The following is a 25,140-nucleotide window of genomic DNA, read 5'->3' on the forward strand; positions in this document are numbered from 1 at the left end:
TTCCTCAATACGCTTGGCGAATGCTCAGATACCAATGGATTTCGCGCTTGGTGGCGGCTTCATAGCCACCACTGTCGGCAGCGCGGGCCGTTTCATAAATGGGCATGGCCACATCGGCGGACACTTGCAGGCCTTGCCCGTTGTCCAGGCGCCAACCCAGGCCATAGCTGCCCAGGTGCACGCGCGAGGCTTGGCCGACCTGGGGCTCTTTCAACAACACAAAACCTCGGTCATAGAAGCCCAACGCCGTCGAGCGCCAGCTCCCCAACTCAAGCCATGGGGGAGACACCAGCTCCAACCGCGTGTTCCAGCCCCAGTCGCCCGATTGCTCGTAGTCGTAGTAGCCGCGAACCGTGTCGGGCCCACCCACGCTGTACTGCTCACCCGAAGCCAGGGGGCCGGAAGAGACCTGAACATCGGCGGAGGCGTTGATGCGCCAACGCCCCCAGGCGGGCCCCCGGTAATCCAAGCCAGCTTTCCAGGCCAGGAAGTCGGGGCTGGCACCCTGCCGCTTGCATTCAAATTGATCCAGTTGTCGGCCATCGCAGTTCACCTGGCGCCCCGAGAGGCTTTCGGTGGAGGTGGTGACGGAGGTGGAGGCCCCCACCGTGCGGTCATCGCTGCCCATCCAGGTCAGGCTGTAGCCCGCGGACAAAGCGGTGTACTTTAGAGGCGGTTTTTCGCTTGCCAACTCATCGGTGATGTCTGTTTTGTCGCGATTGCTCTTGTAGTCAATGGCGGTGAAGATGCTGTGGCGCACAGGCCAGTTGAGGGCACCCAGTTCACGCTGCCAGCGCAGGCCATAGAAGCTGCCGCGCGTGAGCGTGCTGCCTCCGGCGCCCACATTGGTGGGGGTGTCGCTTTCGCTGTTGGTGATGGACGCCGTCAGGTCGTCCTGATCGCTCAAAGGCAAGCCATAGATGAACGACAGGGTGTTGGCATCGCCAGGGCGCATCGGCGCATACTGCCAACTCACGCCCACCCGATGGCCCAATTGAAAGAGGTTGCCGTAGTTCATGGCCGCAGACAGCCGCCCTTGGGTGGTGTTGAAGCTTTGGCGGCTGTTGACCTCGACCGAACCATGCAAGGGGAAGCTGTCTTGCACTTTCAGATCGACCTGGATCTTGTCAGCCTCAGAGCCAGCTCCGATCAAAGGAGTGACCTGCACGTCGGCAGATTGCAGTCGCCCCAGTTCTTGCTGAACCTGGGGAAAGTAAGGTGTTTGCCCCTCAGCCAAACTGGGCACCTGATCGCGCAGCTTGCTGGGCCGGTGGTACTTGGCCCCCGCGATGTTCAGGCTGCCGACAGCGGCTTCGGTCACCTCCAGGCGAACTTCACCAGCATCCACGCGCTGATTCGGCAAGCTGACCACCACCGACAGGAAGCCTGCGTCTTGATAGGCTTTCTCAAGTGCCTCACGGGCGGACTCGATGTCCTTGAAGTTTTTGTCCGGGCCCATGAATGGGGTCACGGTCTTCTCAACCACGTCGCTTGGCAACACGGTGTTGCCCTCGATGACGAACTCCAGCACATCAAAACGGACTGGCGCGTCCGCGGCCATGGACCCCGCCACACAGAAACACCAAGCTACAACAAACGCCAGTTTTTTCATTTTGCTTTGAACACAAACGAGCAGTCCCCACACGGGGTGGGGACTGCGAAAACAACACATTCAAATCTCAGGCTTTGTTCAAATCCCCGGCGCAATAAGCACCGAGGATTTGAAAGCTGCCGATTCTTAGTTAGAGGCGTAAGGGGCCACGGAGTTACCACCGCGGGTGAAGTTCGACTCGGGCGTGGCCGAGTTGATGTTCAGGAACACGCCAGGGGTGGTGGGGCCGGTCTTGATCGAAGCGTTGATCAGGTCCAACACGGCGCTGCCGGTGGGGTTGAACAACACGCTTTCAAAGACGTAGTCGTAAGCACCCTTGACGGCGGTTGCGGTTTGCGAGGTGCCAGCGGCGCCTTCAGCAAACTCGGCTTGGCTGAGCTTGATGAAGCGGTAGGTGTCGGTCGTGCCGATGGGGTTGTTCTCGGCGGACAGGAAGCCGAAAGCAAAGCCAGCGGTGTTCAAGCAAGTTCTGACGTTGCCCGAACCACTGTTCATCTTGAAAGTCACGAAGTTGCCCGTGCCGTTGTCAACCACCACGTTGGCAGCGCCATCGGCCACTGGATCGTGGATGTTCAAAGCACCAACCAGTGCACCCGTCAAGCCAGGGTTGCCCAGGAAGTAGGCTTCAGCAGCGGCTTGCGTACCCGAAGTGTTCGGGCGGCGGCAGTAGCTGAGGTTGGTTTGCGTGGTGGTGGGCACCAGGAACTTGGGGCCCAGGTTTTTGGCATCGTTGAAGTCAATGTTGTTGATCAACGATGTCAGTTGCGCCTTGGAGATCGTGGGCTGGTTGGCTGGGGTGGCGTTGGCAATGCCAACGGTCAGGCCTTGCGCACCTTGCAGGGCTTCGTACAGGTCCTTGCTCACAGCCACGCCAAACACTTGGCTGAAGGTGGCAGGCACGATGCTGGCGGTGTAATCGCCCGTGATGACGCTGCTGGCCACGAACAAGGCTGGCTCAACGTCCATGAAACCACCGACCGACTTGGCCGTGGTCAGCGGGGCGGCGGCAGCGCAGTTCTTCAACTTGGTGCCCGTCAGGAAGCTCAAAGCACCCGTGCCGGCCACGCCGGTGCAACCCGTGGTGGTGGAAGGCAGGAACCCGCCGTTGCCCGCACCAGGTTCAGCAGCGCCAGCGGCCGAGAACAGGATGGCGTTGACCGAACCGCCAGTCACGTCGATTTGAACTTCGCTTTCGCCAGAGGTGCCGAAGTTGCCCGAGTTGCACTTGACGGTGAAGTTGTTGCCCAGCGCCGAGGTGGACGAGCCACGCTTGAACACGGACACGTTGTTGCTGGCGCAAACGTTGTTGGTGGACAGGGCCTCAACGAGGTTGATGGAGGTGGCCGAAGCGCCGGTCATGCGGGTGACGGCTTGGGCTTGTTGAGCGACGGCGAACAGGGCCATCGAAGCGACGACGATTTGGGTGAGTTTCATGACTGACCTTTGAAATGAGTAGGGAGCGAGCGGGGGCAGTGGGGCAACCAACAAGGGTCATGCCTTACATGACATGACCCCTGAAGCGTCAATTACTTGGCGCGGCGGCGGGTGATGGCGCCGATGGCGACCAGGCCGATCAGGGCCAGGGCATAGCTTTCTGGCTCAGGAACGGCAGCCGTTGCATAGGTCAACTGGCCAGAGGCGGCGTCAAAGCTGAACTCGCCAGTCAAAGCGATTTCGGTGCCGTTAGCGTTCAGTTGGGTCAGACCCAGCGTGTCGCCAGACTCGCCCCAGGTCTTCCACTTGACGCTGTTCTTCCAGCCATTGATGCTGGTCAGGCTGTAGGCGGTGCCGACGTAGGAACCGTCAGTAGAGCCGGCAGAGTACGCGCCATTGTCAGCCGACAGAATGGTGCCCTTGTTGCCAGTGACCAGGGTGTTGATCAAAGGCTGGTTGACCGACACAAACCCACCTGTTTGGGTAGGCGTTTGTTGGGTCAATTGCGAGGCGGTGGGGCTACCTGTGGCCAGGAACTTGCCGGGCGTGTTGCCCTTTTGCGAACCGCCAACGATGGCCCACTTGGCTTCAGCAGCGTCGGAGTTGGCCAGGAAGATGTCGCGTTGAGCGGACCAAGCATTGGTGATGCCCGTCAGCAAGGTGCCGTTTTGAGTGATGGTGTTGGCAGTGAAGTCCCACACGATCGTTTGGCCGGGCGTGTTCAAAGCGCCGCCATCAGCGATTTGGCTGAACTTGAAGCCCAGGTCAACCGTCAGCGATTGCGTGGAGGCGCCGGTGCTGTCCAGGTTGATGAACACCAAGGAGCTGTCACCGAAAACGGTGTTGCCGTTGATTTGGTCAATGCTAGCGTTTGCGGCGCCAGCCAGGGTCAGGGCCACAGCGGCCACGATGGTTTGCAGTTTCATTTGCTTGATCTCCGGAGAATGAAAAATAGGGAAGGATTAATTTCTTGGGTACTTGCGCGGTTACGGCTTGCTCAAGTGGTTTGCAGTGTCGGGACCGCGTGTGACAGCCGTTGCGGGTGAACCCTGAGCAGGCGTGATCCGTTTGGACCCCTGAGCAATCGGCTCATGGCCCATTCACCCAAGATAGCTACGCAAAGTGACGGGTGAATGCCCTGCAAAATCCGCCAACCATGGTCCGTTCGGACCACTGACGGTGACAGTTGCCCCTTCGCAGGTGTTTCTGGGACCCAACCCCCTCAATCAAGGGGTATCCCGCATTCCAAGCACAAAGCAAAACGCCACCTGCTTGACCGCAGGTGGCGTTTAAGTTGAGCCTGGGGAAAAAAATTAACTTGGGCGGCGGCGAGCCATGAAGCCCACACCTGCCAGGCCCAACAAGGCCAGTGCATAGCCTTCTGGTTCAGGCAAGACCCCGTAAATCAACGTGCCTGCGTCGGCGTCAAACATGAACTGGCCATCCAAGCCAAGCTCAGTGCCATTGGCATTCAACAGGGTCAACCCCAAGGCCTCGCCCGAGACGCCCCAGGTCTTCCACTTGATGTTGTTCTTCCAGCCATTGATGGCCGTCAAGCTGTAAGCCGAGCCAACGTAAGAGGCCTCGCCCGCGCCTGAGGCATAAGCGCCGTTGTCAGCCGACAGGATCGTGCCCTTGTTGCCCGTGACCAGTGTGTCGAGCAAAGGCTGGTTGACCTGCACCATATTGGCCGTGTTGGTGGCCGTGTGCTGCACCAATTGCGTGGCAGTGGGACTGCCCGTGGCGAGGAACTTGCCAGGTGCGTTACCTTTTTGCGAGCCCGCCAAAACGGCCCATTTCGATTCAGCCAAATCAGAATTGGCCAGAAAGATGCTTCGCTGCGCAGCCCAGTCGTTGGTGATGCCTGTCAGCATCGTGCCGTTGTGGGTGATGGTGTTTGCGTTGAAATCCCAAACAATGTCCGCACCACCGAACCAGTGGCCGGTATTCATGCCACTGGTGAAATAGCTTAAGTTAAAGCCCAGGTCAACCGTCAAGGATTGCGTGCGGGCCCCCGTGCTGTCCAGGTTCACAAAGATCAGCGAGCTGTCACCGAAGGTCGAGCCTCCGTTCATTTGATCGAGACTGGCGTTTGCAGCCCCGGTCAAGACCATGGCTGCAGCAGCCAGGATGGTTTGCAGTTTCATTTGATGGATCTCCCTTCAGTAAAAGAAGTGCCATCGTGCGGTCGGCCTGTGACTGGCGTGCAGGCCTCAGGGTGAGCCAAATGCGCCATTGCCCCATTGATCAGCCTGGTCCAGCAGCACCTGGGTCAAGGCATTGGTGGGCTGAACGCCCCGCTGAACCAACCAAGCCACCGCCTGGCTTTGCTGACCCATGGCCGCAGCGTGCAGGGCATTGCGCCCGTATTGATCCAGCAGGTCGGCACTCACACCGGTGTCCACCAGTTGCTGCATCACGCCCACTTGCCCAAAGTACGCCGCTTCGGCCAAAGCATGACGGCCTTGCCGGTTGGGTGCCTGCGGATCCGCGCCCGCCCCCAAGAGCAGCTTGACGATGCGTTGCTGCCCGGTGGCGCAGGCCAAGTGCAAGGGCCATTGACCCGTGGCGCCCGGCACATCGGTGCGCGCGCCTTGCCTGAGCAGTTCACGCACCACCAACTCATGCCCGTTGAAGGCGGCCACACCCAGAGGGGTCATCCCTCCAGCGCCACGCTGATCAGGCCTTGCGCCCCGGCGCAAAAGCTCTTTCACCAGTTCTGTCTGGCCGCCTCCCGCCGCCAAACTCAAGGGCGTCACGCCCCGTTCATCGCTCACATTGGGATCTGGATTGGATGCCTTGAGCAGTGCCAAGGCCTCGACCCACCGCCCTTGCCGAGCCATGGTCATCAACTGCAGTTCGCTGCCAGCCAAAGCACCTGCAGCTTCAGGCTGCCAAGGACCGCTTTGCTTCAAGGCTTGAAATTGATGGTCGGGTACAGGGCCCACTCGGTCAGGCTCAACGGGCGGCACCAGGAAGGATGCCCACTCATTCACGCCACCTCCATTGTTGACCTGGGCCACACACAGCGACGTGCCCAGCAAAGTCATCAAACCAACAGCAAAAGCCTTCTTCCGGTTCATGGTTTTCGCAGATCAAATGTAAGAGTCGCCCGAACCCACCTGGGTCGTGCCAAAAGCATTCATGGTCATGGCCTTGGCCACGGCTTGCGCGCGGTTGGCGGCGCCAAGCTTGCGCAGGATTTTCTGAACGTGGTTCTTGACGGTGAGCGCACTGATGCCCAATTGCTCACTGATCTGCTGGTTGCTCAAACCATCACGAACCCACAGCAGGATTTCGCGCTCTCGCAGGGTGATCACCGCTTGGCGTTGGTAGGTGGTGACCGCCTGGGGGCCAGCAGGTTGGCGCGTGCTCGACATCTGGCGCTCGGTCACGCACACACGCTGGTAAGTCAAGTGAACACAGGACAACAGCATGTCCAGCGCGTGCACGGCACTGTCGTCATAGACATGCCCCGGTTGCGCAAAAACGAAGAAGCTCTCGATTTCCTCGGGGCGCCCGGGTCGACAAAGGCCATGCACCAGAATCTGGTCGTACCCCTCCTGCATCAATGACGACCACAGCCCATCTGAAGCGTCCATCTGGCTCAAGGAGATGCGCGCCGCTTGCTGACGGCCTTTGCGCCAGATCTGAACCGCCACGGCCATCAAGGCAGAGCGCGTGTCCTTCAAGGACATCACCACCTGGTCAGGCAAGGGAACGCTGTTGAAGATGTCGAAGACCACTTCGCGGTGATCCCGATCATAGGATCCGCACACCAAGATCTTGTGCGGCAACCAACGCTGCAAATCGCCTTGGCTCCACACAAAAAATTGGAATCTCCTGCAAACCTGAGGCGCTGCCTCAATGAGGCGCAACAGGCTCTCCGAGTTTTCCGGCGCGATGGTGGGTGATGACATGGGTGGGCCGATGACAGGAAGAGCACATTCTAGAAATAGCGCATGACGGTTTGTTGACGACATGAAAAATCCATCAAGGGCCGTTTTCAAAGCGCCATTCGTCGTAACGCGTCACGCCAGCAGGTGCTCGCAAAGGATGTTGGTTCGATGAGCTGTAAACCCCAGTGATGACACCCCCCTCGCGCACCAATCCCCAGGTCAGGGACCCCGTGATGGGGTCGGGCCACAAGCGCCGCAAATGGCGTTTAACCTCAGGGCCTCGCTGGTCTTCAATCAAGTCCTCCAGCCGTGTCGGCAAGGTCTTGGGCAGCGTGGGCGAGGCTTCCTGGTAAGACAGCAAAGCTGCCTTGATCTGCTCGCCGCGAAACACCAGCTCCATTTCACGTTGGCGGCGTGCCTCGATGGCCCAGCTTTGGCCCAAAGCCGCCAGCAACACACTGCTGACGGCCACCCACCACAGCAACATCAGGTAGGTGAAGCCGCCAAGGCGCTTGGTGCGCGCAAGCATGGGCACTGACTCACCATTCACTGAAGGGGACGCCGTCCTGGCCTTTGCCCGAGGCGCCGCTGCGCACATCGGCCATGCCGCCCTGGTTCATGCTGTCCGCAGGCGGCGGCAACATCTGCCAGCTGTCCGACTGCCCGGTGACCGGGTCTGGCGGGATCTGGCGGATGTAGCCGCGCTGAACCAGGTCATCCAGAGAGGCCGGGTAAGTGCCGCGATCGCCCAGGTACTTGTCAATGGCATCCCGCATGACATTGAGCGAAGTGCGCAAGCTGGCCTCGCGGGCGTTCTCCACCGACCGGAAGTAGCGTGGGGCGGTGATGCTGGCGAGCAGCGCAATGATGGCCATGACCACGATGAGTTCGATCAGCGTGAAGCCGCGGTGTTTCTTCATGGCCACCTCACCAATCACGGTAGAACGTGCCATCCATGGCCGTTCCGTCTCGCAGAACATGGACATCGAACACGTCTTTGCCCGGAGCGGGTGCATCGGGTGGGCTGGCGTAGCTGCGCAGTCCCCAGGTGGCGGCCTCCGGCAAGCTGGGGTCATCGGCAAAGGGATCGCGGGGCAGGCGGCGCAAAAAGTAGATGCGCTCACCCTTGGGCGAGGTGGCATCGGGCACCCCCTGCACCAACGCCTCCAGGCTGGGTGGGTAGCCCGTTTCATCGGCTTTCTTCTCGATGCGGCCTTGGTCCCAGGCGCGCTTGTAGTCGTCTATGGCGGTGCGCACGGTGCGCAAGGCCTGGCGCAGATCGGCCTCTTGCGCGCGGCGCTTGTGCAAGGCGGCCAATGGCATGGCGGCGCTGGCCAGGATGCCCACCATCATCACCACCACGACCATCTCGATCAGGGTGAAGCCGCGTTGCTGGCGGGATGGCTTGGAGGCCATGTCAGCGGTCCGGGGTGGGGGCCACCGGGTCTTCGGCCACAGCCGGGGCCTCGACACCGCCAGCTGGGCGGATGCGCAACAACAGTGTCCCGCCACCACTGGCCAGGCTCACCGAAGCCTCGGCCGGGCCGCTGGATGGCTTGGCCGACAAGGTGACCACCTGCGTGCCCTGCGGTGGCACCTCAATCGCGACGCCGCCCTCGGCGCCCCCGGGCCCGGCGAGCCATTGAGAATCAAACAGCACGGTGGTTTGCAAAGGCAGGTCGGTGGGGTTGCGCACCGTCACCTGGAAAGAGGCGCCCGGCATGACTTCTTCAGGGCCGGTGATTTCGGGTTGTGCTTTGGCGGCGGCCCCGGGGCGGAAGCGGTTCTGCACCGCGCCACGCGGCGATGCCCCTTGGCCGGCGTTGGAGCCGGCCGTGCCTTCTTTGATCAACAAGCGCGCAGCCCCCGGCTGGGCCTCGGTGCCCGAAGGCATGGACGACCCGGCGGTGTCTGGCTGTGGCAGGTTGCGCACGATGTGCGGCGTGACCAGCAGCACGATCTCGGTCTTGTTGTGCTCATCCTTGGTGGTGCCAAACAAGCGCCCCGCCACCGGCAGGTCATGCAAGCCGGGGATGCCCGCCGAGCTGCGGCTTTCATCGTCGTTGATCAGGCCGGCCAGGATCTGGGTTTCGCCATCCTTCAAACGCAAGGTGGTGGTGGCCTGGCGCGTGCCCACCTGGTAGGCCGACGAGCCCGATCCCGCCGGGCCATCCACTCGGCCGGTCACGGTGCTCACCTCCAAGGCGATCTTGATGGTGACGTCGTTGTCCAGCTGCACCTGGGGTTCGATGTCCAGCTTGAGGCCCACGTCCAGGTAGGTGATGGTGGTGGATGCCCCGCCGCCGGTACCGGCCACGAGGTTGGAGGTGAACACCGGCAGCTTCTCGCCCAGCATGATCTTGGCCTTCTCGCGGTTGCGGGCCCGGATCTTGGGGTTGGCCAGCATGTTGGTGCTGCCGCTGGAGCCCCGCAGGGTCGCGATCGCCAGCGGGTTGGTGGTGCTCCACTGCAGGCCTTTGAGCGAGGTCAGGGTGTTGATGGTGGTGGGCAGCGCGCCGTAGCTGGCCTTGTCCACCGGGGTGATGCCGATCTCGGTGAGCTTCTTGCTGGACACTTCCATCACCTCAACCTCCAGCATGACTTCAGGGTCGGCCAGGTCCACGCTTTGAACCAGGCGCTCGACCAGGCGGATGACCTCGGGCGTGTCGCGCACGATCACCAGGTTGAGCCGATCGTCCACGTAGACATCGCGGGACTTGGCCACGGAGCGGATCAGGGTCTGCACCTGCTTGGGGTCGGCATTGACCAGGTAGAAACTGCGCGTGACGGTGTCCAGCAGATCGCGCTGTTTCTGCGCGGTGTTGGGAAACACCAGCATGGTGTTGTCGTTTAACAGCTTGGAGCCCAGTTGCTGCGTGCTCAGGATCACGCGCAGGGCCTCGTCCACGGTGGTGTTGCGCAAGAACAGGGTGACCTTGGCATCTCCCCGCACATCCTTGTCGAACACGAAGTTCACATTGGCGGCCCGGGCCAATGATTCAAAAACGCTGCGCAAGCTGGCCTCGCGGAACTCCAGCGTGATGGGCTTGCCCGCCGTCGCCAGTTGTACCGTGCTGACCTGGCGCGTCTGGTTGGCGCGCAGTTCCTCCACGCGCGTCAGCATGCTGCGGGCCGAGGTGTTGCCCAGGTCTTCACTCAGGATGGTTCGCAAGGTGACTTCGGCACGCTCGTAAGCGCCCGAGTCAAAGGACTGCTGGGCCTCGCTGAGCAAGCGTTGGTGCCGCTTGAGCCGGTCCACCTCGCTGCGCAGCCACACAGCCCGCGGGTGTTCTGGGGCCGCTGCCTCCAGGCGCTTGAGCACGGCCTCGACTTCGTCGAGGCGGCCTGCCGCGCGGGCCACATCGGCCTGGTAGATCAGGTAGGCCACGGTGGTGTCGGTCTGCTTGAGCACGGCGATGCGCAACTCACGGTCGTCTTGCCGCTGCTTGAGGGCGGACTGCAACTGCGCCAGGGCGGCCTCGTGCTGCCCGGCCTGGCTGAGCGCCTGGGCATCACGCAAGGCCGGATTGGCGCAGGCGCTCAGCAGCAAGGCCGCCACGCAGGCCAGCGTTGGTAGGAAATGCTTCATGGTGCTTTCATGGCAACGGTCTGGTGTTGCTGCAGCGGCAGATAGGTCAGGCTCATCTGCCGTTCTTGGATTTGATCGACGCGCCACTGGCCATCGATGACGTCGCCCACGGCCACCACCCACGTTGAATCCGTGCCGGAGACGATGGCGCGTTGGGCCGGGTCATTGAAGCGGCCCACCCACGCGTGAGGAAATGGCGGCGCCATGGGCGGTGGCGGGGCGACCGACACCACTTCAGTGACAGGTGGCGGCGGGGGCCGTTGTGATCCCCACGGCATGGCGGTGTCCGGTGTCAAAGGGGGCAGGGGCTGGCGAGACTGCCATTGCGCCACGCTGGTCACCAGCCGTTGGGCTTGGTCTTCGTCTGCCTTGGCGGGGGGCCTGGCAGGGGCCCCGCCGCCTCGGCGCTCAGCGTTGGCGCCTTGGCGCACGGGCTCCACGGTGGCCTCGTCACCTTGCAAGGCCACCCAGGCGGTCAATGCCAAAGCCAGGGTCAAAGCAATCAACATGGGCGGCCGCATCAGCGCACTCCCTTGGTCAACACGGGCGCCTGACGCCACCACAGCGAGACGCTCACCTTGGCCTGGACGGTGTCGCTCATCACGTCGGTGCGCTGGAGGTCCAGCGCATCCAGGCTCAAGGCGGGTTGGCTCAACAACTGGCCTAGCCAGGAGCGCACGTCTGCGTAGCGGCCTTCCACCGGCAGGATCAGACGCTGGCGCCACAGCCCCGTGGTGCCTTGCGCGGCGCCAGTGAACTGCACCGTCGTCAAGATCAAGCCACGCTCGCGGGCCGAGGCCATCACGGCGGATTGCATGGGTGTGCGCTGCGCTGCTTCAGGCAGGGTTTGCCACAAAGTCTGCCAGGCCTCGGCGGGCGTCTGGATGCTGACGGCGCCTGCGGCCGCTGGCCCGGCCTGCAGCAACTCGTGCCGGAGTTGGCGCGCTTTGGAGGCGTGCACTTCGGCCTGCTCGCGCTGCCGAGGCAACCGATCCCACTGGCACCAAGCCGCACCGCTGAGCAACAAGATGCCGAGCAGTCCGGGCAAGCCCAGGCGCTTCAAATGCGTGCTGGCCATCATGGCGTCGCCCCGGCGGGCCAGGTGGCCTCGGCGCGCAGACCATAGTGGCCTGTCATGGCCTCAAAGGGCGTGCTCAAGGCGCTGCGCCCCAGCATTTGAGCGCCTTCACCATGCGCTGCCACCCAGCGCAAGGCGGACGCATCGTCGCGCAACGCGGCCTGCAGGCGAACGGGCGGGCGCACATCCAGCTTGGCGGCGCCCAGGCTGCTGATGTCCAGGCTGAAGCCAGTCAACACCGCCCGCTCTTGCAACGCCGATTGCTCCACACGCCCGATCACCGCTGACCAGGGATAGGCCAGCCACTGCGCCACCTGGGCCGCCTGGCGTGTGGCGGCTTCATCCAGTTTTTGGCGCGCAGCCGGGCCCGCCGCCGAAGCCGCGCGAGGTGCCGCGCGTGCCATCGTTTGCTGGTGCTGGGCACGCTCAAGCCGGTGCAGCATGGCCTGGGCCTCGGCTTGGGCCACAGCGGCTTCCTGGGCTTGCTCGGCCACGGCCATGCAAGCGGCCACGCCCAGGATCAACAGGGCCCAGGACCACAACGCGGTGCGCACGCGGGGCCCGGCAAAATCCAACTCGTCGGCCCAGCCAGACTGCCAGGTGCTGGACCCCGGGTTAGGCCAAGGGGCCAGCGACGTGTCGGCGGAAATGTCCAGCCTGGTCTGTTCGGTGCGCGCTTGAGTGGGCACCACGGCATTCGACGGACCGGCCTCATCAGAGGCCTCTGCCCAAACTTGGCGAAGGCAGCGCTTGCCTTGGTCGTCCAGGCCGACTGTGAGGTGCGTGTTCAAGCCAGGCTCTAGCGCCTGCAAGGTTTGTTCATCCCCAGACGAGGCTGGTGCTTTGCCCAGGGCCGTCAGCCACCGCTGCGCATCGCGTGCCCACCAGGGCCCGACCCACTGCAGCTTCACCGAGTGCTCACGTGCGATTTTTTGGATGCCTTCCATCAGCGCCCGTGGGGCGGCACAGCTGAGGTTCAAGGTGGGTTTCTGCACCGAGCGGAGCACCCAGGCCTGCTCAAGGGCGATGGCGCTCAAGCCCAGGTAGTGGTCCCATTGCGCCAAAGCCTGTTCCCGTGGTGCGGCGCACGTGATCAACCAGTGGCCCGACAAGGCCAGCTCGCACGTGCTGCCCGCGTTCTGCTCGCACCATTGGGCCCACGCCTTCAGCGCCACCTCGTGCCCCGCCTGCGGGCTCAATGGCCGCAAGCACACCTGGTGGGGACGCCAGCTCGTCGTCAAGCGCATCATTCCGCCAAGGTCACGCGGTTGAGCTCGTCCAGCGTGGACTCGCCCCGCAGCACGCAGGCCAGGGCCGATTCTCGCAAGAGGCGGGTGCCACTGGATCGGGCATGCGCCTTGATCTTGATGAGCGAGGCACGGCTCACAATCAGGTCACGCAAGGTGTCATCCATCAGCAGGATCTCGGAGATGGCCTTGCGCCCCCGGTAGCCCGTGCCACGGCATTGCGGGCAACCCACGGCCTGGTGGAACTTGCCGTGGGTGTCCAGCGGCAGCATGGCCGTCTTCAGGTCGCTGGCCTGGGGCTGCCAGGGCCTGGCGCAATGCGTGCACAGCTTGCGCATCAGGCGCTGTGCCACCACGCCGTTCAAGGCCGACACCACGTTGTACAAATCAAGCCCCATGTGCATGAAGCGCCCCACCACGTCGAACACATTGTTGGCGTGGATGGTGGACAGCACCAGGTGGCCCGTGAGCGCGGCTTGCGAGGCGATCTGCGCGGTTTCGGCATCGCGGATTTCGCCAACCATGACACGGTCTGGGTCGTGCCGCAAGATGGAGCGCAGGCCGCGCGCGAAGGTCAGGCCTTTCTTCTCGTTGACGGGGATCTGCACCACGCCACTGAGCTGGTACTCGACCGGGTCTTCGATGGTGATGATCTTGTCGCGGCCATCGTTGATCTCTTGCACCACGGCGTACAAGGTGGTGGTTTTGCCGCTGCCGGTGGGGCCGGTGACCAGCAGCATGCCGTAAGGCTTGCCCGCCAGGCGGCGCACCACGGCGCTGTCGTCGGCATCGAAGCCCAGGCCTTCCAGGCTCAGGGTTTCGGCCTCGGCTGACAAGCGCGATCGGTCCAGGATGCGCAGCACCGCGTCTTCGCCAAAGCTCGACGGCATGATCGACACGCGGAAATCGACATCACGCACGCCACTGTCGGTGCTTTGCTGCACGCGCAGCTTGAAGCGGCCATCCTGCGGCAAGCGGCGCTCACCGATGTCCAGCTCGGCCATCACCTTCAGGCGCGACACCAGTTGCTCGGCCACTTCGCGTGAGCCCACGTCGCCCACCTTCACCATCACGCCATCCAGGCGGTGGCGGATGACCATGCCTGTCGCGGTGGATTCCAAATGCAGGTCACTGGCCTGGGCCTTGAGCGCATCGAACAAGGTGGCGTCCAGCAAACGCACCACGGGGCTGCTCTGGCGGCTGATGGTGTCTACCGACAGCGCATGACCGGCCTCCTCCGACCCCGGCTCATCGTGGCCCACGTGGGCGAAGGTGCCCCGGGCTTCGAAGTCGGCTTCACCCAGGGCCAGCAAGCCCGACAGCACCTCATCGCTCACCTGCCGCCAACGCATGGATTGGGCCACCTGGCGGCCCACGGCATCGCGCAACATCACATCGTCGGGTGTGGGGCTCAGGGCCCACAGGACCTGGCTCGCATCACGGGCCACCACCACGCGCAGGCGCATGGCTTGCGCCAAAGACCAGCGGGACCAATCCGGCTGGTGATCCTGCGCAGGCACAGGCTCAGGCGCCTGATGAAGGACCGACTGCAAGACCGCGCTCATTGGATCTGCTCCGCCACCTGGAAGATGGGCAGGTACATCAGCACCACGATGCCACCGATCAACACGCCCATGATCAGCATCAGCACCGGGCTGACCACGCGCCCGACCCAATCGGTGAAGCGGGCCAGTTCTTCGTCATAGAAGGTGGCGGCCCGGTCCAGCATCGGGCCCAGCTCCCCAGTGTGTTCGCCCACGCGCATCATGCGCAATGACACAGGCGTGGTCAGTTGATGCTGGTGCAGGCAGTCGGACAGGCGCGCGCCCTCGCGCACCCGTTGCGTTGCTGAGGCCAGCGCCGGGCGCAATGAAGGGCTGACCAGCTCGGCCGAGGCCTCCAGCGCCGCCACCACGGCCACACCGGCTTGCAGCAGCAGGCCCAAGGTGCGGTACAGCGCGGCCAATTCAACCAGGCGCAAGCGCTCGCCCACATAAGGCACTTGCCACAACCAGTCGGACACCGCCGCGCGCACCGTGGGCGCACGCCAGGCCGCCATCGCTGCTGCCACCAAAGCACCCAAGCCCATCAGCACCAGCCAGGGGTGCTCACCCACCGCCTTGCCCGTGCTGAGCAAGACGCCTGACAACCAGGGCAACTCGCCGCCCATGCCCTCGTAAATGTCGGCAAAGCGTGGCACCACGAACACGGTCAGGAAGGTGATCACCAGAAAGCTGGCGCTGATCAGGATCGCCGGGTAGATGGCCGCGCCCACCAGCTGGTCGCGCAGGCCACTCAACCAGGCCAGGTAGACGGCATGCTGGCGCAAGGCCTCGGGCGTCTGGCCGGTGCGTTGGCTGGCTTCAATGGAGGCGATCAACAATGAGCTGAAGGCCACTGGTGTCAGGCGCATGGCCTGCGACAAGGTCTTGCCTTCCGACAAGGCCTCGATCAAGGATGTCAGCACCTGGACCACGGGCTTGGCGGCCTCTTTCTCGCGCAGCGTGATCAAGGATTCCAGCAAGGGAATGCCGGCATCCAGCAGCACCGCCAGCTCCTGGCAGAACAGGCGACGCGGGAAGTCCTTGGCCCGCAACGCAGGCGTGCCCGGCGCGAACAAGGTGTTGAGGGAAGGAAAGCTCATGGTCGGGCCCTGCATCACCAATTGGTGATGTCCTGGTCTTCGCCCTCACCGCCTTCGCGGCCATCCTTGCCCAGCGAGAACACGTCGTAGTCGCCATGTTCGCCCGGCGCGCGGTATTGGTACTCACGGCCCCAGGGGTCTTTGGGTGGCGCCTTGCGCAGATAGGGCCCCCACCAGCGGGTCTCGTCGCCGGGCTTGACCCACAAGGCGCCCAGGCCCTGTTCGGTCGCGGGGTAGTGGCCGGTGTCCAGGCGGTATTGATCCAGGGCCTTGCCCAGCGCGTCCAGCTGCGCAGCCGCCGTCTTGACTTCAGACTTGCCGATCTGGGCAAAGAACTTCGGGCCCACGTAGCCTGCCAGCAGGCCAATGATGACCAGCACGACCAGCAGTTCGAGCAAGGTGAAGCCCGACTGGCGAAACTTGGGGACGAGCTCAACCAACACCCCACCTCGGGGCGTTTTGCACTTGTTCATCAGGGGGATCCTTCATACCCCGCCAAACCTCGCGACGGGAAGAACCATGATCCTATCGGCCCATTGCTGACAGCTTTGTGACAAGCCCTTTCAGCGCGCCAGTTGTCTTCATGCTGACACGTAACTTTTCTATCCTGCGCTCCATTCACATCCACTTACCAGCCGGAGACGCAGTATGAAAGGTATCAACCACCCGACCAATGACCTGACGATCAACCCGTCAGGCAACGAGTCGATCCTGGACGTGGCCCAACGTGCCAACGCCAGCCGCCGCACCTTCATCAAGGGCGCCGCATCTGCTTCCATGCTGAGCGCCGCTGGTGGCCTGACCCTGTCGGGCCTGGCTGGCACCGTGCAAGCCGCTGGCACCTGTGGCGTGGCCAACACCACCGTGGGCATTGGCTTTGACAACCTGTCGCCCGCCCTGGCCCCCGTGGTGGACGCCGTGCGCGTGGCCACCGGCCACCAGGCTGCCTTGCTGGTCGCCTGGGGCGACCCAATCATGCCCGGCGGCACGACCTTCCGTGGCGACGCCTCCGAGACCGCCGCCGAACAGCTCAAGCAGTTTGGCGAGCACAACGATGGCATGCACTACTTCGGCTTCAACTCGCGCGGCGTCGAGTCGAGCGAGCGCGGCCTGCTGTGCGTGAACAACGAGTACACGCACGAAGCCATCCTGCACACCGATGGCCTGAACGCCAACAACCAAACCATCGCCAAGGCCCGCAAGTCGCAAGCTGCCCACGGCATGTCCGTCGTTGAAGTGCGCAAGACCGCAGGCAACTGGTCGGTGGTGGCCAACTCGGCCTATGGCCGCCGCCTGTCGGCCAACACGCCCATGCGCATTTCGGGCCCGGCTGCTGGCCATGCGCTGATGAAGTCCAAGAAGTTCGACATCAGCGCCACCGCGTCCACCGAAACCGGTGTGAACAACGGCTTTGAAGCCAACGGCACCATCAACAACTGCGCCCATGGCTACACGCCCTGGGGCACCTACCTGACCTGCGAAGAGAACTGGAACGGCAACTTTGGCAGCGATGCCACCCTGCCCGCCACCAGCACCGAGATCGGCAAGTTGCACAACCGCTATGGCGTGACTGCCGCCGGCTTCAGCTACTTCTGGCACAAGGTGGACCCCCGCTTCGACGCCGCCAGCAACCCTTTGGAAACCAACCTGTTTGGCTGGGTGGTTGAGGTAGACCCCTTCGATCCGTACAGCGTGCCCGTCAAGCGCACCGCCCTGGGCCGCATCAAGCACGAAAGCGCCCAATACGTGCTCGGCCCCAACAACGAGTTGGCCGTGTACATGGGCGACGACGAGCGCAACGAGTACATCTACAAGTTCGTGGCCGCGGGCCGCTACAACCCCACCGACCGTGGCGCCAACCGCAACCTGCTGGACAGCGGCGTGCTTTACGTGGCCAAGTTCCTGGACACCGGCATGGGCCTGTGGCTTCCCTTGGTGCCAGGCTCCATCGGCGTGAATGGCATGGCCCTTCGCGACAACCCCAACTTCGCGGGCGCCAATGACGCCGAAGTGCTGGCCAAGATCCTGATCAAAACCCGCATGGCCGCCGACGCCCTGGGCGCCACCATGATGGACCGCCCTGAATGGACCGGTGCCCGCCCCAAGGTTTGCGGCTTCGACGAGATCGAGATTTACTGCACCCTGACCAACAACAACCGCCGCGGCTCCTCGGCCACGCCCAGCAGCAACAACGCGGATGGCTCCACCACCGCCGCCAGTGCCCGCCCTGCGGTGGACGCGGCCAACCCCCGTGCCGACAACATCTACGGCCACATCATCCGCTGGCGCGAAGCGGGCAAGAACGTCACGGCCACCGGTTTCGCGTGGGACTTGTTTGTGCAATGCGGCGACACGGCCACCGCCAAGACGCCTGCCACCCGCTACGTCGGCAACATCAACGACACGCCCAATGGCACGGCCGATTTCGGCGCCCCCGATGGCCTGTGGTTCGACCAGTTTGGCCGCTTGTGGGTACAGACCGATCAGGTCGGCACGGCCACGGGCGATTGGGTCAACATCGGCGCCAACAGCATGGTGTGTGCCGACCCGGCCACGGGCGCCATCAAGCGCTTCCTGACCGGCCCGATGCAGTCTGAAGTCACCGGCATCACCATGACCCCGGACGGCAAGAGCATGTTCGTGGGCTTGCAACACCCCGGCGAAGAAGCCGCCAACCCGGCCAACCCCACCCAGTTCTCGAACTGGCCTGCCAGCCAATTCACCACCAACTCGGCGGGCCAGACCGTTGTCGGCGGTCGCCCCCGCTCGGGCGTCGTGGTCATCACCAAGGCCAACGGCGGCATCGTCGGCAGCTGATCCGCCCCCATCAAGGAGTATCCACATGCGTCACATTTTCACCATCGCCGCCCTGGGGTTCGCCTCCATGGCTTTCCAGGCCCAGGCCCAAGCCGCGCTGATCACCCAGCCCAGCCAACTGCCCGCCCCCGCACAAGTCATTGACTTCAACGCGGAAGACGGCCTGTTCATCGGCATCGGTTCGTCCTACAGCGCCAACCTCCCCCCGGTCACGCTCAGCTCGCAAGATGGTGACTTCACCGTCGGCCAGCGCATCGCCACCGACCTGGGCATCAATGGCAGCTGGGGTGCGGGCAAGTCCTTCCTGTCGTTCGACAAGATTGGCGACATGACCCTGCGCATCGACTTCAACGGCCTGAAGACCCGCGCCTTCCTGGCCGACTGGAGCATGTACGAAGAAGCCAACGACAACCGCCTGACCACGGTCACGGCCTACGGCATCGACGGCAGCTCGGAGAGCTTCTCCCTGGGCTCGTTCGCCACCTCGCTGGATGGCGTGGACCTGGATGACAGCCAGTTGATCTACTCCACCAACTTCTCGGTGACGCAAGGCATCCGCCTGGCCCATGCCGACATCGCCTACATCACCGTGCAAGGTGACGGCGTGGTGATGGACAACTTTGCCTACACCCAAGCGGTGCCGGAACCGGAAAGCATGGTGCTGGCCGCCCTGGGCCTGAGCGCCGTCGCTTTGCTGCGTCGCCGTCGCCAGAACTGACACCCGTTCGATCTGATTGGACGAAGCCACTCGGCCTTTTTGGGCGGGGTGGCTTTTTTCATGCCTGAAAATTTTAGATCCATTCGACCCACGGGCTGACACCAGGACAAGTCAACGGCTGACACACATTCTTGAAACACTGCTCGCTGTTGCCCATCCAACTGAGGATCTCTTTCATGTCAGCTGCTGCTTCTTCGCGCCGTGCGGTGCACCTGCTGAGCGCCGTCGCGCTCGCCACCATCAGCCTGATGGCGCAAGCCTCCACCAGTGGGGTGGTGATCAGCCAAGTCTATGGCGGGGGCGGCAACACCGGCGCCACGTACACCCACGACTTCATCGAGTTGTTCAACGCCGGCAACGCACCGGTCAATCTGAACGGCTGGTCAGTTCAGTACGCTTCGGCCACTGGGGCCAGCTGGCAGATGACCGCACTGGGCAATGTGTTGCTGCAGCCGGGCCAGTACTACCTTGTGCAAGAAGCCCAGGGCAACGGCGGCAGCACCGCGCTGCCCACACCCGATGCCCAGTCAGGCACGCCAAACACCATTGCCATGTCAGGCACCGCTGGCAAGGTTGCGCTGGTCAGCTCGACGAGCGCGCTGCCCAGCACCTCCCCCACCGGACCGACCGTGGTCGACTATGTGGGCTTTGGTGCCAACGCCAATGCGTCGGAAGGCGCCAGCCCCACACCCGCCCCATCAAACACTACCGCAGTGATCCGCCTGAACGCTGGCTGCACCGACACCGACGTCAACGGCGCTGACTTTGTGGCTGGCGCGCCAACCCCTCGCAACACCGCCACGGCATTGAACGTGTGCAACGGCACCGGTGGTGGCGGCGGAACGGGTGGTGGCTCAACGGGCAGCGCGCTCAAGATCCACGAGATCCAGGGCACGGGCAGCACCAGCCCCTTTGTCAACGCCAACGTCGTCACCAGCGGTGTGGTCACCAAGGTCACCAACAACGGCTTCTATGTGCAAGACCCCTTGGGCGACGGCAACCCTTTGACCTCGGACGGCATCCTCGTGTTCACGAGCACGGCCCCCACTGTGACGGCGGGCCAGTTGGTCCAGGTCAGCGGCAAAGTGGCCGAGTTCAACGTGGGCGCTGCCAGCAACGCGCAGACCCTGGCGCACACCGTGACTGAGATCACCACCCCCACGGTCACCATTCAGGGCAGCGGCCAGAGCATCACGCCCACGCCGATCACCCTGCCGGTGGCCACGGATGCAGAACTGGAGCGCGTGGAAGGCATGCTGGTCACCATCAACAGCCAGTTGACCGCGTCGCAAAACTTCTTCCTGGGCCGCTTTGGCCAGGTCACGCTGTCGGCCAACGGCCGCCTTGAAGTGCCCACCAACCGCTTCCGCCCTGGTGCGAGCGCGCAAGCCTTGGCACAGCAAAATGCCCTGAGCAGCATCATGCTGGACGATGGCACCACACAGCAAAACCCCAATCCCACACCCTACTTCGCGGTGGACAACACCTTGCGCGCTGGCGACACGGTGGATGCCATCACCGGCGTGATCGACTACGGCCTGGCCACGACCACCAACACCGGTCTGGCCGACTACAAGATCCACCCCACGCAGCCCATCACCTTCACCCGCATCAATGTGCGTACCAGCGTGCCTGAAGAGGTGGGCGGCAACATCAAGGTGGCCAGTGCCAATGTGCTGAACTTCTTCACCACCTTCACCGATGGCAACACGGCCGCAGGCCTCAGTGGCCAAGGCTGCACCCTGGGTGGCGCGGTGGCAGCGTCCAACTGCCGTGGCGCCAACAACCTGGCCGAGTTCAACCGCCAGCGCGCCAAGATCGTGCAAGCCATCGCCAGCGCAAACGGTGACGTGGTGGGCCTGATGGAGATCCAGAACAACGTGCCCAACGCCAGTGGCTCGGGCGCCAATGCCGACACCGCCGTGCTGAACCTGGTCAGCGCACTCAACGCCCAGCTGGGCTCAGGCACTTACGCGGTGGTCCCCGCCCCTGCGGGCAGTACCGGCACCGATGCCATCCGCGTGGCCCTGATCTACAAGCCCGCCAAGCTGAGCCTGTCGGGCGCGGCCCTGTCGGACACCGACGCCATCAACAACCGCCCACCACTGGCCCAGACCTTTGTCGCCGCCAATGGCGAGAAGTTCTCGGTGGTGGTCAACCACCTCAAGTCCAAGGGCAGCTGCCCCAGCAGCGCTTCTGATCCGGATGCTGACCAAGGCGATCTGCAAGGTTGCTGGAACGACCAGCGCGTTCAACAAGCCGCGCGCCTGCGCAACTTCGTGACCACCGTGCAGACCAACAGCGGCAACCCCGACGTCATCGTGATCGGTGACCTGAACGCCTACGCCAAGGAAGACCCGATCGAGGAGCTGACCAGCCATGGCTACGTGGACGAGATCGCGCGCTTCAACAGCTTCGGCTACTCCTACGTTTTTGACGGCGCCGCCGGTCGCCTCGACCACGCTATCACCACGCCCACACTGTCCACCAAAGTCACCCGCGCCATTGAATGGCACATCAACGCGGATGAGCCCTCGGTGATCGACTACAACACCGAGTTCAAGCAACCGGCTTGCCCCGCCTGCGGCCCCGACTACTACAGCGCATTGCCCTACCGCAGTTCTGACCACGACCCTGTCATCGTGGGCCTGAACCTGCTCAAGTCCGTCAACGGCACACCCGGCCGCGACACGCTCACCGGCACGGCAGGCGATGACCTGATCAGCGGCGGAGAGGGCAGCGACAACATCACCACCGGAGTCGGCCGCGACGTGCTGGTCTACGCCAGCCTGCGCGATGGTCTGGACACCGTCACCGACTTTGCCCCCGGTGCCGACCGCATCGACCTGAGCGGCCTGCTGGCCACCTTGGGCGTGCCTTCGGCCCAGGCGATCTCGGGCGGCTTCGTGCGCCTGGTGAACAGCAGCGCTGGCGTGCAAGTGCAGATCGACGCCGATGGCAGTGCAGGCCCGGCCGTGCCCAAGGCCGTGGCCGTGTTGCGCGGTGTGGTCGCCAGCCAGTTGCAAACGGCCCGCGACCTGATCTTGTGATCCCTTGAAGCACCCTAGGAAACAACATGCACCATTTCACACCACACCTCACGCGGATCACTGCCTTGCTGGGCAGTCTGATGATCAGCACCCTGGCCCATGCAGGCATCAGCAACGGCAATTTCTCTGCAGGCCTGACTGGCTGGCAAACCTTTGGTGACGCGGCCGCCTTGAGCAGCAGCCCCGTCGGCCTGGCACTGCCCATCACTGGTAGCACCCTGGTGCTGAGCACGGCCACCCTGGGCTCTGACGACTACCCCTTCGCCGATGGCCACTACAACGTGTCAGGCCAGGACGCAGGCGCCATCGGCCTGCCTGGCGGCCTGGAGGACTTCGTCAGCGTCGCGCTGGGCTCGCTCGACCCGGACCCGGTCAACCACACCAGCTTTTTATGGGAAGGCTCGGCCGTGCGGCAAAGCTTCACTGTGCAGGCGGGCGACACCTTGCACTTTGACTGGAACCTGCTGAGCGCCGACCGCGACTTTGCCGACCAGGCCTTCATCGTGATCGACACGCACTTGGCCAACGGCCTGCAGGTACTCGCTTTGGGCAATGCCGCTCAGGCCATCAACGCTGTGCCCGGCAACGGTGACTTGCTGCAAACAGGTGAGCACCAGTTCAGCCACACTTTCGCAAGCGCTGGTTCAGTGACCTTGTCGCTGGCCGTCGCTGACCTGGAGGCGGGTGACAAGAGCTCGCTGTTGACCGTGAACAATGTGGCACTCACCTCGGCCGTTCCCGAACCCAGCACTGCGGTGTTCGCCTTGCTGAGCTTGATGGCCGGAGGTTTGTTCATGCGCCGCCGCTTGTGACTCCTTGTTTTTTGCGCATGAAAATTGCATGCTCGCGGCCCGCTCACCCGCGCTGTTGTTTCCTCGCACCAGGCGGATGTGCCGATGTCTTCTCGTCATTCACCCAACGCACCGGAGTAATGAACATGAACCCGCAAGCATCTTCACGCACCAATGTTGTCTACCGCCGCACCCTAAAAGGGCAAGCTGCGGCCATGCCGTCGGCAACGCCCTCCATGAACGACGAACACCGTCGGCTGCTGCTGCTCGTCAATGGATTCACCCCACTCGATGCCCTGGCCCGCGTTTGCAAGTTTCAGCAAGGCCCGCAGGACATGGCGGACACCCTGCAATCGTCTGGCTTGATCGAAGAGGCCCGAGAGAGGCGACACGACAACGGCATGCGCGCGCCATGGCGAACCACCGAGAAAACTCAGTGAGGGCCTGCTTGGGCCGTCCATGATCTGTCTGGCTGGCGACTGTCGCCAGCCTGTCAAACAAGGTTTCCATACTTGCCTGACGCCAAAGCGATGCCCGCTTTGGCGTTCTGTCAGCCAGCAAGCAAGGAAACACCATGGGTCGCCCACAACGCCAAACGCCACGCCCGCAGGGCACCAATCGCCGCGAGTTCTTCAAGCGCTCCGGATCAGCGGCCATGGTCCTGGCCGCAGGCCCTGCACTGCCCATTGGCAACGCCTTGGCCGCGCCCCACACCGGCAAGCTGTTTCAACATGGTGTGGCCAGTGGTGACCCGCTCGCCGACCGCGTGATCTTGTGGACCCGTGTTTCATCGCCGCGCAACGCCGCGATCACGGTGATCTACACCGTCGCCACCGACCCGGCCTTGACCCAGGTCGTGCTGCGCGGTACCACCAAGACCAACCCGAGCCGCGACTTCACCGTCAAGGTAGACGCCGGCCACCTCAAACCCAACACCACCTACTACTACCGATTCGACGCTGAAGGCAGCAGCTCGCCGATTGGCCGCACCAAGACCTTGCCCGTGGGCAACACCAAGCACCTGCGCATGGCCGTGGCCAGCTGCTCCAACCACGCCTACGGCTACTTCAACGCCTACCGCCACATCGCCGAGCGCGCCGACCTGGACCTGGTCATGCACCTGGGCGACTACCTGTACGAGTATGGCGACGGCCAGTACGGCAACGTGCGCCCCACGGAGCCCGCCACCGAGATCCTCACCCTGAGCGACTACCGCCAGCGCCACGCCCAATACAAGCGCGATGCCGACCTGCAAGAGGCCCACCGCCAACACCCCTGGGTCATCATCTGGGACGACCACGAGACGGCCAACGATGCCTACAAGGATGGCGCGCAGAACCACACTGAAGGCGCCGAAGGCACCTGGATCGGCCGCCGAAATGCGGCCCTGCAGGCCTACTACGAATGGATGCCGGTGCGCCCCGTGGACACGGCGGACTTGACCCGCAGCCACCGCGCCTTCCAGTACGGCGACCTGGTCGACCTGGTGATGCTGGAAGAACGCCTGAGCGCACGCTCGCAACAATTGCAGGCCACCATCCCGGTGCCTGGCCTGGGCAATCTGTTCACACAAACAGGCAGCTTCGCGGACCCGACGCGCACGCTGCTGGGCAGCACGCAAGAGGCCTGGCTGGCCCAACGTTTGCGCGGCTCAGCCACGCGCTGGCGCTTTCTGGGCCAGGGTGTGATGTTCGCCCAGCTCAAGGGCGTGGCGGCAGCCAATGCGGCAGGCGGTGGCCTGTTCCTTAACTCCGACCAATGGGATGGCTACCAGCCCGCCCGCAACCGCGTGTACGACATCCTCAAAGGCGCCAACGGCCTGCCGGCTGTGAACAACGTGGTCGTGCTCACCGGCGACATCCACAGCTCCTGGGCCGCCGACCTGAGCCAGGACCCCAACAACCCCATCGTGACCACCGGGGGCTACAACCCCTTGACTGGCGAAGGCTCGCGCGCGGTCGAGTTCGTCGGCACCTCCATCACCTCGCCCGGCATCCCCGACCCGCAAGGCAGCACGGCGGCCTTCCTGCGCGGCGTCAACCCCCACTTCAAGTACATCGACCTGAACCAGCGCGGCTACATGCTGATCGACGCTAACCCCAGCCGCGTGGTGGGTGAATGGTGGTTCGTGGACACCGTGGCCAGCGTCAGCCATGTGCAGACTTTTGGCACCGCGTTTGAAGTGCAAGACGGCAGCAACCGATTGGCGCCTTCGGCCCAGACCACGCCGCGTGCCACCGCTCCAGCACTGGCGCCTTGAA

The 25,140-nt window shown here is 63.5% G+C and carries 22 protein-coding genes; 6 read left to right on the plus strand and 16 right to left on the minus strand.

Features of this window, described 5'->3' with window-relative positions:
* Positions 1-4: 4 nt before the first annotated feature.
* From PSV38_RS01260 to gspG, 16 genes are all read right to left on the minus strand, one after another.
* Positions 5-1,561 (minus strand): ShlB/FhaC/HecB family hemolysin secretion/activation protein, encoded by a 1,557-nt coding sequence (locus tag PSV38_RS01260; RefSeq protein WP_300543930.1) that lies wholly within the window; start codon positions 1,559-1,561, stop codon positions 5-7.
* Between the two features lie 177 nt (positions 1,562-1,738).
* Positions 1,739-3,046, minus strand: coding sequence for a hypothetical protein (locus PSV38_RS01265; RefSeq protein ID WP_300543933.1), 1,308 nt, complete (start codon positions 3,044-3,046; stop codon positions 1,739-1,741).
* Positions 3,047-3,138: 92 nt separating this feature from the next.
* Entirely contained in the window at positions 3,139-3,972 is an 834-nt protein-coding gene (locus PSV38_RS01270; RefSeq protein ID WP_300543934.1) for a PEP-CTERM sorting domain-containing protein, read from the minus strand.
* A gap of 387 nt (positions 3,973-4,359) precedes the next feature.
* Positions 4,360-5,193: a PEP-CTERM sorting domain-containing protein gene (locus PSV38_RS01275; protein ID WP_300543937.1), complete on the minus strand. Its 834-nt coding sequence runs from the start codon at positions 5,191-5,193 to the stop codon at positions 4,360-4,362.
* A 66-nt stretch (positions 5,194-5,259) separates the two neighbouring features.
* Complete coding sequence (locus PSV38_RS01280; protein WP_300543939.1) at positions 5,260-6,129, minus strand: ankyrin repeat domain-containing protein; 870 nt, start codon at positions 6,127-6,129, stop codon at positions 5,260-5,262.
* Positions 6,130-6,141: 12 nt separating this feature from the next.
* Positions 6,142-6,966, minus strand: coding sequence for an XrtB/PEP-CTERM-associated transcriptional regulator EpsA (epsA, locus tag PSV38_RS01285; protein WP_300543941.1), 825 nt, complete (start codon positions 6,964-6,966; stop codon positions 6,142-6,144).
* A 73-nt stretch (positions 6,967-7,039) separates the two neighbouring features.
* The gene (locus PSV38_RS01290; RefSeq protein WP_300543943.1) at positions 7,040-7,474 is read right to left on the minus strand and encodes a hypothetical protein; all 435 of its coding nucleotides are present in this window, start codon (positions 7,472-7,474) and stop codon (positions 7,040-7,042) included.
* 10 nt (positions 7,475-7,484) lie between these two features.
* The gene (locus PSV38_RS01295) at positions 7,485-7,898 is read right to left on the minus strand and encodes a prepilin-type N-terminal cleavage/methylation domain-containing protein (RefSeq protein ID WP_300543946.1); all 414 of its coding nucleotides are present in this window, start codon (positions 7,896-7,898) and stop codon (positions 7,485-7,487) included.
* A complete protein-coding gene (locus tag PSV38_RS01300; protein ID WP_300543948.1) occupies positions 7,873-8,361 on the minus strand; it encodes a type II secretion system protein in 489 nt (162 codons plus the stop codon). The genes PSV38_RS01295 and PSV38_RS01300 overlap by 26 nt, the downstream gene beginning before the upstream one ends.
* A gap of 1 nt (position 8,362) precedes the next feature.
* Positions 8,363-10,534: a secretin N-terminal domain-containing protein gene (locus tag PSV38_RS01305; RefSeq protein ID WP_300543950.1), complete on the minus strand. Its 2,172-nt coding sequence runs from the start codon at positions 10,532-10,534 to the stop codon at positions 8,363-8,365.
* Positions 10,531-11,055 carry a hypothetical protein gene (locus PSV38_RS01310; RefSeq protein WP_300543952.1) on the minus strand — a complete coding sequence of 175 codons (525 nt, stop codon included), beginning with the start codon at positions 11,053-11,055 and terminating at the stop codon, positions 10,531-10,533. Before PSV38_RS01310 ends, PSV38_RS01305 begins: the two co-directional genes overlap by 4 nt.
* The gene (locus tag PSV38_RS01315; protein ID WP_300543954.1) at positions 11,055-11,615 is read right to left on the minus strand and encodes a hypothetical protein; all 561 of its coding nucleotides are present in this window, start codon (positions 11,613-11,615) and stop codon (positions 11,055-11,057) included. Before PSV38_RS01315 ends, PSV38_RS01310 begins: the two co-directional genes overlap by 1 nt.
* On the minus strand, positions 11,612-12,853 hold the full coding sequence (locus PSV38_RS01320) for a hypothetical protein (protein ID WP_300543957.1): 1,242 nt from the start codon (positions 12,851-12,853) through the stop codon (positions 11,612-11,614). Before PSV38_RS01320 ends, PSV38_RS01315 begins: the two co-directional genes overlap by 4 nt.
* A gap of 5 nt (positions 12,854-12,858) precedes the next feature.
* Positions 12,859-14,424, minus strand: a complete 1,566-nt coding sequence (locus PSV38_RS01325) for a GspE/PulE family protein (protein ID WP_300543959.1) — start codon at positions 14,422-14,424, stop codon at positions 12,859-12,861.
* Positions 14,421-15,503, minus strand: a complete 1,083-nt coding sequence (locus tag PSV38_RS01330; RefSeq protein ID WP_300543961.1) for a type II secretion system F family protein — start codon at positions 15,501-15,503, stop codon at positions 14,421-14,423. Before PSV38_RS01330 ends, PSV38_RS01325 begins: the two co-directional genes overlap by 4 nt.
* A gap of 14 nt (positions 15,504-15,517) precedes the next feature.
* Positions 15,518-15,976, minus strand: a complete 459-nt coding sequence (gspG, locus tag PSV38_RS01335; protein ID WP_300543964.1) for a type II secretion system major pseudopilin GspG — start codon at positions 15,974-15,976, stop codon at positions 15,518-15,520.
* Positions 15,977-16,151: 175 nt separating this feature from the next.
* Between gspG and PSV38_RS01340 the strand changes: the two genes are divergently transcribed.
* The 6 genes from PSV38_RS01340 to PSV38_RS01365 all read left to right on the plus strand — a co-directional run bounded on the left by PSV38_RS01340 (position 16,152) and on the right by PSV38_RS01365 (position 25,139).
* Positions 16,152-18,320, plus strand: coding sequence for a PhoX family phosphatase (locus PSV38_RS01340; RefSeq protein ID WP_300543966.1), 2,169 nt, complete (start codon positions 16,152-16,154; stop codon positions 18,318-18,320).
* Positions 18,321-18,345: 25 nt separating this feature from the next.
* Positions 18,346-19,038: a PEP-CTERM sorting domain-containing protein gene (locus PSV38_RS01345; protein WP_300543968.1), complete on the plus strand. Its 693-nt coding sequence runs from the start codon at positions 18,346-18,348 to the stop codon at positions 19,036-19,038.
* A 176-nt stretch (positions 19,039-19,214) separates the two neighbouring features.
* Positions 19,215-22,088: an ExeM/NucH family extracellular endonuclease gene (locus PSV38_RS01350; RefSeq protein ID WP_300543971.1), complete on the plus strand. Its 2,874-nt coding sequence runs from the start codon at positions 19,215-19,217 to the stop codon at positions 22,086-22,088.
* Between the two features lie 26 nt (positions 22,089-22,114).
* On the plus strand, positions 22,115-22,900 hold the full coding sequence (locus PSV38_RS01355) for a PEP-CTERM sorting domain-containing protein (RefSeq protein ID WP_300543973.1): 786 nt from the start codon (positions 22,115-22,117) through the stop codon (positions 22,898-22,900).
* Between the two features lie 125 nt (positions 22,901-23,025).
* A complete protein-coding gene (locus PSV38_RS01360) occupies positions 23,026-23,319 on the plus strand; it encodes a hypothetical protein (RefSeq protein WP_300543976.1) in 294 nt (97 codons plus the stop codon).
* Positions 23,320-23,453: 134 nt separating this feature from the next.
* Positions 23,454-25,139 (plus strand): alkaline phosphatase D family protein, encoded by a 1,686-nt coding sequence (locus PSV38_RS01365; protein WP_300543979.1) that lies wholly within the window; start codon positions 23,454-23,456, stop codon positions 25,137-25,139.
* Position 25,140 lies beyond the last annotated feature (1 nt).

This window comes from Aquabacterium sp., from assembly GCF_029946005.1.
Lineage (GTDB): Bacteria > Pseudomonadota > Gammaproteobacteria > Burkholderiales > Burkholderiaceae_C > Aquabacterium.